The organism is Chelativorans intermedius (assembly GCF_025398255.1).
GTDB lineage: Bacteria > Pseudomonadota > Alphaproteobacteria > Rhizobiales > Rhizobiaceae > Chelativorans > Chelativorans intermedius.
In genome coordinates this window covers 461,455-473,671 of sequence record NZ_JAODNW010000001.1, presented here as the reverse complement: position 1 = coordinate 473,671, position 12,217 = coordinate 461,455, and the positions used below count along the sequence as shown (strand labels likewise).

9 protein-coding genes and 1 tRNA gene are annotated in these 12,217 nt (G+C 64.7%); 6 read left to right on the top strand and 4 right to left on the bottom strand.

Annotation, left to right across the window (positions count from 1 at the left end; translation table 11 throughout):
• A partial coding sequence (locus NYR58_RS02315) for a glycosyltransferase (RefSeq protein ID WP_261518811.1) occupies positions 1-1,391 on the top strand: 1,391 nt, incomplete at its 5' end.
• Positions 1,392-1,551: 160 nt separating this feature from the next.
• Positions 1,552-2,268, top strand: a complete 717-nt coding sequence (lexA, locus tag NYR58_RS02310) for a transcriptional repressor LexA (RefSeq protein WP_261518810.1) — start codon at positions 1,552-1,554, stop codon at positions 2,266-2,268.
• A gap of 138 nt (positions 2,269-2,406) precedes the next feature.
• Here the strand turns inward: lexA and NYR58_RS02305 are convergent, their stop codons facing one another.
• Complete coding sequence (locus NYR58_RS02305; protein WP_261518808.1) at positions 2,407-5,613, bottom strand: YhdP family protein; 3,207 nt, start codon at positions 5,611-5,613, stop codon at positions 2,407-2,409.
• 218 nt (positions 5,614-5,831) lie between these two features.
• Here NYR58_RS02305 and NYR58_RS02300 point away from each other — a divergent pair, with 218 nt between their 5' ends.
• On the top strand, positions 5,832-6,299 hold the full coding sequence (locus tag NYR58_RS02300; RefSeq protein WP_261518807.1) for a peroxiredoxin: 468 nt from the start codon (positions 5,832-5,834) through the stop codon (positions 6,297-6,299).
• An 82-nt stretch (positions 6,300-6,381) separates the two neighbouring features.
• Positions 6,382-7,647, top strand: a complete 1,266-nt coding sequence (locus NYR58_RS02295) for a M23 family metallopeptidase (protein ID WP_261518805.1) — start codon at positions 6,382-6,384, stop codon at positions 7,645-7,647.
• Positions 7,648-7,704: 57 nt separating this feature from the next.
• On the opposite strand, the gene tig is transcribed toward NYR58_RS02295, so the two are convergent.
• Both tig and NYR58_RS02285 read right to left on the bottom strand, forming a co-directional pair.
• A complete protein-coding gene (tig, locus tag NYR58_RS02290) occupies positions 7,705-9,135 on the bottom strand; it encodes a trigger factor (protein ID WP_261518804.1) in 1,431 nt (476 codons plus the stop codon).
• 86 nt (positions 9,136-9,221) lie between these two features.
• Positions 9,222-9,306: transfer RNA gene (locus NYR58_RS02285), tRNA-Leu, on the bottom strand.
• Positions 9,307-9,624: 318 nt separating this feature from the next.
• Between NYR58_RS02285 and NYR58_RS02280 the strand changes: the two genes are divergently transcribed.
• Entirely contained in the window at positions 9,625-9,765 is a 141-nt protein-coding gene (locus tag NYR58_RS02280; protein ID WP_261518801.1) for a DUF1127 domain-containing protein, read from the top strand.
• Positions 9,766-9,948: 183 nt separating this feature from the next.
• Entirely contained in the window at positions 9,949-11,355 is a 1,407-nt protein-coding gene (gene trmFO / locus NYR58_RS02275; protein ID WP_261518799.1) for a methylenetetrahydrofolate--tRNA-(uracil(54)-C(5))-methyltransferase (FADH(2)-oxidizing) TrmFO, read from the top strand.
• A gap of 12 nt (positions 11,356-11,367) precedes the next feature.
• Here the strand turns inward: trmFO and NYR58_RS02270 are convergent, their stop codons facing one another.
• Positions 11,368-12,216, bottom strand: coding sequence for a phytoene/squalene synthase family protein (locus tag NYR58_RS02270; RefSeq protein WP_261518798.1), 849 nt, complete (start codon positions 12,214-12,216; stop codon positions 11,368-11,370).
• Between the last annotated feature and the right edge of the window lies 1 nt (position 12,217).

Sequence of the window (12,217 nt, the reverse complement as noted above, 5' to 3'; positions counted from 1 at the left end):
CCAGACGGGGAACCGGAATACCCAAATCCAACCTGCAGACTCTCGTTATGAATGAGGGACCAGCGGGGGGCAGGTCACCGGAAATAAACCCGCGCCAGAACTGGAAGCCGTTACCGAATACCGGAGACTATCGCGTCTACGATGCGTCCGATGGAAAGCTTCTGATGTATGTGGTCCGCCGCGAAGACACTGGCGGCATCGGTCACGTCAATCATTTCCACAACGGGAAAAAGTGGAGACGGGACGTCTACGACAGTCGCGGATTCCTGAGTTCCGTCCAGATCCTCGACAGGGAAACCTCATCCATCGTGCATGAAACCTTCATGCGCCCCGATGGATCTGCATCCATCATAAAAACCTACAGAACCAATGATGAAATCGACCACATACAGATCATCGACGAAACCGGGCATCTCGTAAGGAGATTGGACGACGAGGGGGAGCTTTCGCGATACTGGTTGAACGAGTATGTAAACAGGGATGACAGATATCATGTCCTGTTCATAGACAAGAACCGCATGCTGTATGAGCCGGCGGTGGACGTGCGGGACATGCAGCCAAACCCCGAAAGGGTTCTGGTGGTCCCCATCGTTCACTCGCTGCATACGCGGGACCACCGTCGGCCCGGGCAAGGCCCGGAGAAAAGAGACTATGCCGGCATACTCCGCGATATCCGGCGCCCTGACGCCCTGGTGACGCTGACCGAAGAGCAGAAGAGCGACATCCTGAAGCGATATGGTCAGGCACCCATCTGCGTCATCGGGCACGCCTATAACAGCCGCGTGCCGCCCCTCGAATTCGGACTGCGCGACCGCCGCAAGCTGGTCTATCTGGCGCGATACAGCACCGAGAAAAACCATCACATGGCCATTCGCGCCTTCCGGCGGGTTGTCGATGCCGTTCCGGAGGCAACCCTGCATTGCTATGGTTTCGACACGCTCTCAATGCCGGTTTTGCCCGCGCTCAGGCGGCTGGTGCGTGACCTCGGCCTTGAGAACAGCGTGTTTCTCAATGGTTGGGCGCAGGACGCAGCGACCATCTACGAAACGGCGGGACTGGCCATCATCACCAGCCAGGCAGAGGCATTCTCACTCACAGTCATGGAAAGCCTGTGCCATGGATGTCCGGTGATTGGCTTTGATGTGCCTTACGGACCGCGCGCGCTGGTCGAGCATGGCCGGGACGGCTTCCTGGTCCCGTTCGGCGATGAAGCCGCATTCGCCGACCATATCGTCAGGATATTGCAGGACGAGACGCTGCATCGCGACCTCTCGCGGCAGGCGCGGCAGAAGGCCGGCCATTTCTCGTCTGCCCAGATGGCCCGCCGTTGGCTGGAACTGTTCGAAATGCTCTCGATCAGGGTCGGGCACGAGAAGGCGCAATGCGCATGAAGGTCGTCCGGATCTTTGTGATCCGGCCCACGAGCCGTGCGGGAGAAAGCACTCGGGCACACGCCGATCGTTCATCATTGTTTAAGCCCTTGCGGAACACAAATGGAACAGATACGGTATGTTCTGGTTTTGTTTGAGGCGATTCCCCGAGGCAAAGGCGATGCTCACGCGCAAGCAGCACGAACTTCTTCTCTTCATCCACGAACGTCTGAAGGAGACGGGCATTCCACCCTCCTTCGACGAGATGAAGGAGGCGCTGGATCTGGCCTCGAAATCCGGCATTCACCGGCTCATCACCGCGCTGGAGGAGCGCGGCTTCATCCGCCGCCTGCCCAACCGCGCGCGGGCGCTGGAGGTTGTTCGGCTGCCTGAATCGATCGCGCCGGGGCTCGGCTCTGCGCGCAAATTCTCGCCAAGCGTCATCGAGGGTGGCCAGAGCCGGGCCGCGCCGGCATCTGCCAGAAGACCCGTTGCGGGCAATGACGACGTGGGGGGCACGGTCTCCATTCCGGTGATGGGGCGGATCGCCGCCGGTGTGCCGATCGAGGCCATTCAGAATCAGACCCACTCCATCGCCGTGCCTCCCGACATGCTGTCGGGGGGTGAGCATTTCGCGCTGGAGGTGAAAGGCGATTCGATGATCGAAGCCGGCATTTTCGACGGCGACACGGTGATCATCCGCCAGACCCAGACGGCCAATCCGGGCGAGATCGTCGTGGCCTTGATCGACGACGAGGAAGCCACGCTCAAGCGGTTCCGCCGCAAGGGTGCATCGGTGGCGCTCGAAGCGGCCAACCCGGCCTATGAGACCCGCATCTTCGGTCCCGACCGGGTGAAGGTGCAGGGCCGGCTCGTGGGCCTCATCCGCCGCTATTGATGCGCCCAAGCGGCGTGATTGACCGCCGCCGCACTTCGGCCCACGGCGGGATGGGCCATTTCGGATCTCCATCCCTTGGAGCCCTTGCCGGGTTTGGACGTTATCTCCCGGATTGACGTTATCTCCCGGATTGAAATGTCAGCGGTACTCGAAGATGCGCCGCAGGATGCCGGGGGCGATGGCGGAGACAGGGTTGATCTCCAAAGTCGGGTTCTCCAGCCTGCCGGTGAGCTTGTATGTGATGCCGATGAGGCCACCGTCCGGGCCGTTGCCGAGAATCTGGCCAATGAGCGGAAGTTCGCCGAAAACGCGGTTGATGCCGTAAAGCGGCAGAAAGGTGCCGGTAAGCGCCGTGTTGCCCTGCACATCGTAAAGCGTTCCCGCGAATGTGGTGCCGATCACCGGCCCGCGCAGCACACCGTTTTCCACCGTCAGCCGCTCACTCTCCTTTCTCAATGCCGCCGAAGCGCGCTCGAAGGGCACGCGTGAGACATCCACCTGCTGACCGTTCACGCGCTGCGAGCTGGCCGCCACCAGGGAGCCCAGACGCGGCTCGTTGACGATCCAGAAGTCGCGGATCTCGAACAGGCCGGACAGTGCCTCGTCTTCCGCTCCGCTGAGCGCGAGGCTGAGCTGGCCGCCTTCCACATGCTTGTAGATGTTCGAGAACCGCAGGACAGCACCGGCATCGGCAGACGACACGCGCAGGATGCGCCGCCCCTGCTCTCCGCCCTTCGTGATCTGTACCGCGCCGCCGGCCGCTGTCGCACGCACCGACAGCCGTTCCGGCTCTCCCTTGCCGGCCGCATAGGCGATCTCCACACCTCGCAGGCTCTCGTCGTTGAAACCGTGTACGGTGTCCAGGGTCGCCTCAACGGTTATCGTTTCGCCGGGCCCTGCCTCCTTGCTGTTCTCCTGTGCGCCGGCCATCACCTGCCTGACGATGCCTTGGGCGTCGAAGGAGCGCCCGCTGACCGAAATGGAATAACCGTCGCCGGCGCGCCGGATGATGGCGGCAAAGTCGTCGCCGGGATTGAGGCGTACAGCATCGAGCCGCGCCTCGCGCAGCAGGCCGCCTTCCAGCTCGATCTGCCCGCGCAGCGAGAACCCGTCGCCCTCGAGGCGGAAATCGGAGAGCCTGACGACCTTGCCCTCCTCTTCGAGGAAGAAGCTGGCCGCGGCCGCCGTGCCGCCGGTCTTCTTCCAGCCGATCCAGGGCACGGCAAGCTGCGCCGCCTGAAGCGACAGCTGAACCTGTTTGCGCCCGTCGGGCAGCTCATCGTAGACGACGCCGAGCGGCCCCGAAACCAGCACCTGAAGGCCGGGGAAGAGCCTTTGCCGCGTCGCGTCGTCCACCTGCATCTCGACATGGCGCACCCGCTTGAGCGTTGCGCCGCCCAGGGGTTCGAGAATGTGCAGCTGCCCCGGCACATCGTTCAGCCGCGCTTCGGCCGAAAACTCGGCCTTCTCGGGCTCCACCAGCAGCCAGCCATTCGCATCGCTTAAATTCTGGCCCTCGAAAGGCTTGGCGATGGACAGGTTCGTGAAGTCGAGCGCCACCCGCCAGGCGAGCCTGTCGGCCGGAACGCCGGCCTGCAGCGGAATATCGGCGGTAATCTGCCCCTGTGCTGTGCCGCTGACATCGCCGGGAGAAAGGTCGTGGAAGCGCGAGGCGTCGATGGGCTGATAGGAGGCAAGCTCCACCATGGCTGCCGCGGCGCCGCGAACCTCGATCTCCAGCTTGCCGATGCGCGGCTTTCGGTGCACCGCCAGAATGGCCAGGCGGCCGCTGCCTGCCTCCACGGTGCGTCCGCTCGGCATGTAGACCGTGCCCGCCGAAAGGCCGATGGTCACGTCAGTACCGCTAAATTCGACCCATCCTGCGCCGTCACGCACCGGCGGAATGTCGCCTGCGATGTCGAAACGGGTGTTCTCCAGAACGAACCTGCCGGAGACCTCTTCATCCGACAGCGGCACCCCGTTGCCGAGCCGGCCGGGCGGCACGTCGAGATGCAGGCTGCTTTCGCGCACACGCCCGCCAAAGACGTTCTGCAGGGTCCATTCGCGTGCGCCGGATGCCGCAAACCAGGGCCAGAACTGCTTGGCCTCGCCCGTCGGCATGTCCTCCACATAAAGCGCAAGGGTGATGCCCGGCGACAGGTCCTGAGGCATGGTGATCGTCGCACTTGCCATCAGCTCACTGTTGGCCGTGCGCACCTCGATCTTTTCCGCGGCAAGCCTGGATGCCGCCGGTTCATAGCGGCCGCTCACACGCATGCCGAAAGCAAGGGCAGGTTCGGGAGAATCGGCGGGCGCCAGCACGGAGTCGCGCGAAACCAGCTCGAAGCGGTAGGCATCCGCGCCCGCGTCTCCCGGTTCCGGGGTAATCGCCCCCTGAAAGCCGAGCCGTGTGCGCCCGGCCTCGATCCGCGATGCGAGAAGGGAGAACGCCTCGTCCTCCCGCGCAAAGGCGATGCGGGCGGAAATCTCGTCGATTGCGAGCCTTTCATCGTCGAGGATGGTCGCGATGTCGCGGGCACGCAGATCCACGGCCAGCCAACCGCCATCCTCACCGCCTTCGCGCCCGGAAAGGAACACCCGCGCCTCTCCCAGGCCAAAGGCCGCTTCCGCCACCTGCCCCTGCTGCGGCAGGAGAAACTCGATCCCCAGCGCCGCGATCCTGCCGCCATGCGCATCCCGCACCGCCCTGCCCCGCATGGCGATCTGGCGGCCGCGATGGATTGCCGCACCTTCCAGCCTGATCTCCGTGTCGCCGACCCTCCGAAGATCCAGCTCTTCCACGAGAAGCAACGGTTCGGCGCCCGGCGCGGCGTGCACGGCGACATCGGCAAGCCGCACCCGCTTGAGCCCGGAGGCGCGGGTCATGGCGAAGGCGCGCTTCACCGCCCCGAAAACCGCGGCGTGCATGCGGTCGGGCGTCACGAGCGCGGCCTCCTCCTGCGCGGCCCAGGCGGACATCCCGGCGGACAAGATCGTCGCCCCGGCGAGCGACACCTGCGCAATCTCGACGCGGCCTTCAAGCAGCGGCAGGACCCGCAGACCGAAACGCAGCGTGCCGACACTGGCGAGCAGGGCGTCATCTTCGGCCCTGGCAATGCGCGCATCGCGCACCTCAAGCGCCAGAAGGCTCGTATCCCCGATCCCCATGCGAAGCTCGCCCAGCGTCACCTCGGCATCGAAGCCGGCAAGCCGGGTAATGGCGCGTTCGGCCGCCAGGCGCAGCCGCTCGTTGCCGATGGCATCCACCCCGACCAGATAGAGCACGCTGCTGATAGCTGCGAGCAGAAAGGCAAGCCCAAGGAAGACGGCCAGCGCCCACCCCACAACTCGCGCCCGTACGGACCGCCTGCCCGATGGCGCGGAGGGGGTGCGTGTCGGAGAACGACATGCCTCTTGCGAGCGGCTTCCTGTCAAAGCGCCTCCATCCGGTTGGACGAATCCCCCGGGACCATTATATCTGTCCACCCGATGAAACGGGCGGGCTTTCGCGACAATCCATGACTTTGTCGCAGGCCGGCCTAACTGGAGACAAAGGTGACAAAATGGCCGTCCCCGATACAGGAAGCGAAGCGCCTGATTTTGAACTGCCGCGCGATGGCGGAGGTAGCATAAGGCTTTCCGCGCTCCGCGGCCGGCCGGTGGTGCTCTATTTCTATCCCAAGGACAACACCAGCGGCTGCACGGCCGAGGCGATCGACTTTTCCACCCGCAAGGCAGAGTTCGACGCCCTCCAGGTCGCCGTCATCGGCATGTCTCCCGACAGCCCGAAAAGCCACGAGAAATTCAAGGCCAAGCACGGCCTGACCATCGACCTCGTCTCCGACCCGGAAAAGAAGGTGCTGGAAGCCTATGGCGTATGGGTGGAGAAGAGCATGTACGGCCGCAAATATATGGGCGTGGAGCGCACCACCTTCCTGATCGACCGCGAGGGCCGCATTGCGCAGGTCTGGCGCAAGGTGAAGGTGCCTGGTCATGTCGAGGCGGTTCTGGAGGCAGCCAAGGCGCTTTAGCCGCGCGCGGCAAAGTCTTTGTTAACCCTAATGGAGTGTAATCGCTCCCGTTTCGATGCTGTTTTTGCAAACGGGGGCGGCCGTGAAAGGGACCAAGGGGGCCGGTTCTTCCGGCAGGCGCAAGAAACCTGCCACGATCATCATCGCACGCGGTGACGACATTCGCTATTTCACCGTCCGTCCCTGGATGGCGGCCGCCGCCAGCGTTCTGATCGCGGCGGCCTCCGCCAGCTATATTGCCGCGACCGCCTACTGGGTGATGCGCGACGACCTTCTGGGCGCGGCCATGGCGCGGCAGGTCGAGCTGCGCCAGACCTACGAAGAACGCATTGCCGTCCTCCGCGCCGAGCTCGACCGGGTGACCAGCCGCCAGCTTCTCGACCAGCAGCTCATGCAGCGCAAGATGGGCGAGCTCATTCACCGGCAGGAGGAATTGAAGGAACGCCATGCCCGGCTGCGCCCCGTGCTGGAACGGGCGGCCGGACTGACCGGCCCGGAAGACGTTCCCGTCCCCTCCCCGCGTCCTGACAGCCATGCCGCGGCAGGGGAAGTCATGCCCGGCCTCGACGGCATGACCACCGCAACCGCCTTTGCCGCCACAAGCAGGCCCTCCCGCCTGCCCTGGCCGATACGCCGCCAGACGGTCGAGCCGGAAGGTGCCAAGCGCATGTTCGCCTCGATCACCCATACGCTGAACGAAATGGAAGCCGAGCAGGTTGCGCGCGTGGAAACCCTTGCCGAACGCGCCTACCGAACGGCGGAGACAATCGCCGAGGCGCTGGCGGAAGCCGGCATCCCGCTTGCCGACGACTATGGCGAGACGAATATGGGTGGCCCGCTGATCGCCGCCGAGGAAGCGGATTTCGACGACCGGGTTCAGGAGCTTGACGAAGCCTTGCGGCGGCTTGCTGCGTTGCGGCAGACGGCGCGGCGCGTGCCGATCGCCAATCCGGTGCCGGGCGCAGCCGTGACCAGCGGCTTCGGAATGCGCCGCGACCCGATCCTCCGGCGGAAGGCCTATCACTCCGGCATCGATTTCCGCGCCCGGCAGGGCGCGCCGATCCGCGCCACCGGCGCTGGCACGGTTGTCTCGGCCGGCTGGAACGGCGGTTATGGCCGCATGGTGGAAATCGATCATGGAGACGGGCTGACCACCCGCTATGCCCATCTGAGCCGCATCCTGGTAAAGCCCGGAGAGACGGTGGAGGCGGGCTCGCTGGTCGGTCATGCGGGCAGCAGCGGCCGCTCGACGGGCCCGCATCTGCACTACGAGGTACGCCGCGACGGCCGGGCCATCGACCCGCTGACATTTATCTCCGCCGGCCGCCGGATCAGCGATTATCTCTAGCAAAAACCCCCGGCCCTTTCGGACCGGGGGTCTGTTCATCCATGCTTGGCTCGGCTGTTATTCCGCATCCGCCTTCTTGGATTTGGCGGCAGCCTTCTTTTTGGGTGCCGCCTTCTTCTTTTCTGCCGGCTTGGGCGTTTCCGCCTCGTCCTCATCGTCTGCCAGCAGTTCCTCGCGGCTCACCTTCTTGTCGGTGACATCGATCTGCGTGAGCAGATGGTCGATCACCTTCTCCTCGAACAGCGGCGCGCGGATGCTGGCAAGCGCCTGCGGGTTCTGGCGATAGAACTCATAGATTTCCCGCTGCTGATGCTGAGGATAGCGGCGGATCGTGTCGAACAGCGCCCGCTGCATCTCCTCGTCGGAAACCTGGATCTTCGCTTCTTCGCCGATCTGCGCAAGCACCAGGCCGAGGCGCACGCGCCGATCCGCCAGCTTGCGGTATTCCTCGCGCGCCTCCTCCTCGGTGGTCTCTTCGTCCTCGAAGGTGCGGCCCGCCCGCTCCAGGTCGCGCATGACCTGCTGCCAGATATTCTCGAACTCGGCATCGACCAGCTTCGACGGCGCCTCGAACTTGTAGATCTCATCCAGTGCATCGAGAAGCTGGCGCTTGGCCTTCTGGCGGGTGAACTGACCAAACTGGCTTTCGAGCTGGCCGCGCACGATCTCGCGCAGCTTGTCGGCCGACTCGAGGCCCAGCTTCTCGGCCAGCGCGTCGTCGATCACCAGCTCCTCGGCCTCGGCAACCTGCTTGACCGTCACGTCGAACTCGGCCTCCTTGCCGGCCAGATGCGCGGCGGCATAGTCCTCCGGGAAGGTCACCTTCACGGTCTTGGTGTCGCCCGCCTTGAGGCCCACGAGCTGCTCCTCGAAGCCGGGGATGAAATGGCCCATGCCGATCACCAGCTCCGAGTCGGTGGCCGAGCCGCCGTCGAAGGGCTCGCCGTCGATCTTTCCCTCGTAGTCGATGGTGAGCTTGTCGCCCTCCTTCGCCGCGCCCTCCTTTGGCTCGTAGGTGCGCGCGGAATCGGCCACGCGCCTGACCTGTTCCTCCACCTCCTCATCCGGCACGTCATAGACCGGGCGGGTGATCTTGATCTCGGAGAAGTCCTTGATCTCGATAGGCGGGATGACCTCATAGCTCATCGAGAACTCGAAATCGGCGGCGCCGGCCAGAACCTTTTCCGCTTCCTTCTCGTCCTCGGTCATCGAGATCTCGGGCTGCATGGCCGGCTTTTCGCCGCGCTCCTCGAGAATGGAGCGGGAGGAATCGGACAGAATCTCGTTGACCACCTCGGCCATGAAGGACTTGCCATAGATTCGGCGCAGGTGCTGCACGGGCACCTTGCCCGGGCGGAACCCCTTCAGCCGGACCTTGGTCTTGGCATCCTCCAGGCGCTCCATGAGCCTGGCTTCCATATCCTTGGCCGGCACGGTGACCTTGATCTCGCGCTTCAGGCCTGAATTGAGTGTCTCGCTAACCTGCATCCTAAAACCTTTGTGTTCCGTTCAGCGCCGCTGCCCGACGGCCTTTCACCGTTCAGCCTGCCGAAAGATCCCGCTCGGGGTGGGCCTGGTGCGGGTGGAGGGACTTGAACCCCCACGGCTTGCGCCACAGGAACCTAAATCCTGCGTGTCTACCAGTTCCACCACACCCGCTTTGCGAAAGCCGCTGCTCCCGAAAGCGCGGGGTTCTATATCACCTGCCCCCGGCCGTTCAAAGGAAAATTGCCTGAAATTCGGGCTTTTTTGGCCGCAGACCGCAGGGCGGCCCGGCATGCCGGCAAATGTGTTGCCCAAGGCACGACTGTGGCGCCGGTAAGGCGCTTCGTGGCGGCTTCGTGACGGGCTTATGATGCGATGCACAATACGCAATGCTGCCATGCAACAATAGCTCTTCTGATATGCGCGCAACACCCTTATTTGTAGCTCGCAAGACGGTTGGACGAACCGGAACGAACGAAAGCGAGCAAGACGATGAACCTGATCCGCAACTACCGCAACTGGCGCCGCTACCGGCAGACGGTCAATGAGCTGAGCCGCCTCTCGACGCGGGAGCTCAACGATCTCGGCATCAGCCGGAGCGATATCCCCTACGTGGCGCGCAAGTCGCTCTGACGAATTGAGTTTCGCCAGGGTTACCTCCTCCCGACCCTGACGAATAAGGCCGCCTGCTACTCCTCCCGGCAGACGGCCAACATAACGACACCCGCCGGACCTCCTCCCCCGGCGGGTGTTGTTTTTTGTCTTCTGCCTTCTGCCGCGTTGCATTCGCGCGGCCTTGGCCCTATCTCGGACGGCATGACACACGCCCCTATTCACGTGATCGGTGGCGGGCTCGCGGGCTCGGAAGCGGCCTGGCAGGCTGCGCAGGCCGGCGTGCCCGTGATCCTGCATGAGATGCGCCCCGTGCGCGGCACGGATGCGCACAAGACCGACGGGCTTGCCGAGCTCGTCTGCTCCAATTCCTTTCGCTCAGACGACGCGCAGACCAATGCAGTGGGCCTGCTGCATGCCGAGATGCGGCTGGCCGGCTCTCTCATCATGCGCGCAGGCGATGCGAACCAGGTGCCGGCTGGCGGCGCACTGGCGGTTGACCGGGAAGGCTTTTCGCAGGCCGTCACGCGGGCCATCGAAGAGCATCCTCTCATCACCGTCGTGCGCGAGGAGGTGGCGGGCCTGCCACAAGCCGAGTGGGACCAGGTCATCATCGCCACCGGCCCCCTCACCTCGCCCTCCCTGGCCGAGGCGATTCGCGACGCCACGGGTGCGGAGGCGCTGGCCTTCTTCGATGCCATCGCGCCGATCGTACATTTCGACACCATCGACATGAACGTCGCCTGGTTCCAGTCGCGCTACGACAAGGTGGGCCCCGGGGGCACCGGCAAGGACTATATCAACTGCCCGATGACCAGGGCCCAGTACGAATCCTTCGTCGATGCCCTGCTGGCGGGCGAGAAAACCGCCTTCAAGGAATGGGAGGGAACGCCCTACTTCGACGGCTGCCTGCCCATCGAGGTGATGGCCGAGCGCGGACGCGAAACGCTGCGGCACGGGCCGATGAAGCCCATGGGGCTGACCAACGCCCACAAGCCCGACGAAAAGCCCTATGCGGTGGTGCAGCTTCGCCAGGACAATGCGCTGGGCACGCTCTACAACATGGTCGGCTTCCAGACAAAGCTGAAATATGGCGAACAGGTGCGCATCTTCCGCATGATTCCCGGGCTTGAGAACGCCGAGTTCGCCCGGCTGGGTGGCCTGCACCGCAATACCTACATCAATTCGCCGGCACTGCTCGACGGCACGCTGCAGCTCAAAGCCCGGCCCGGTCTGCGTTTTGCCGGCCAGATCACCGGCTGCGAAGGCTATGTGGAAAGTGCTGCGATGGGGCTTGTCGCCGGCCGTTTCGCCGCTGCCGAACGCCTGGGCCGGCCCATCGCGCCACCCCCGCCCACCTCTGCCTTCGGCGCGCTTTTGAACCACATTACCGGCGGGCACATCCTGGCCGATGACGAGCCGGGCAAGCGTTCCTTCCAGCCGATGAACGTCAATTTCGGCCTCTTCCCGCCGGTCGAGATTCCGAAACCCGAGGGCAAGCGCCTGCGCGGGAAGGAAAAGACGCTGGCCAAGAAGCGCGCAATGACGGCGCGTGCGCTGGCCGACTGCCGTGCCTGGCTCGGCATCCCGGCGCAGGCGGCCGCAGAGTAACAGGCGGCAAGCTCAGCCGCGCCAGCCCCGCATGGCGTGGCCGAGAAGCAGCCAGTGGCGCCGCAGCGGCGAGATGCCGGCAGTCTCTTCCAGCGGGTCCGCCGCCCCCCTTTCGATGCGCTCCAGATAGGCGCCGGCCAGTGCCACGGGCAGGTAGGCCGGGCGAAGACTGGCAGGCAGGTCGCCCGCGCCTTCGCGAAACGCCTTGAGATGCTCGCGGCCGAGTGCCGCCATCGCCGCCACGGCGCGCGCCGCACTCTCGCGGTCCGCGCCGCCGACAAACGCGTCGCGCGTCGTGCCTGCTGCCTGCAGGATGTCGAGCGGAACGTAGCATTGCCCGCGCCGGCGATGGATGGGCAGAAGCCGCAGGAGGCCGGCAATCGCCTGCGCGCAGCCGGCATGACCGGCCAGATGCGCTGTGCCGGCCGCAGCCTCTGCATCGAGGACGAGCGCGGAAAGCTGGATGAGCGCGCAAGCCGTCTCGCCGCAGTAGCCTTCCAGATCCGTACGACTCGGCATCGGATCGTCATAGAGGTCGAAGACGCGGGCTTCGAGCATGTTCTGAAAGGTGGAAAGCGGCAGGTGGTATGTCCCGATCGCTTCCAGAAGGGCCGTGGCCACCGGGTGGCCGCCGGCCGCCGCCGCGTCGCCGGCCGACAGCACGTCGCGCCACCATTGCAGCCGCACCTCGCCGGGAAGCGGCTGGCTGATGCGCTCGCGCACCGCCGCAACCTCGACATTGAAGGCATAGAGCGCGAGAAGCGCGGAACGGTGGACCGCGGGCGCATAGAGCGTGGCCAGATAACGATCCGGGTCGCCCTGTCGGACGACGGCGAGCACCTCGGAATCGGTCGGGCTCATG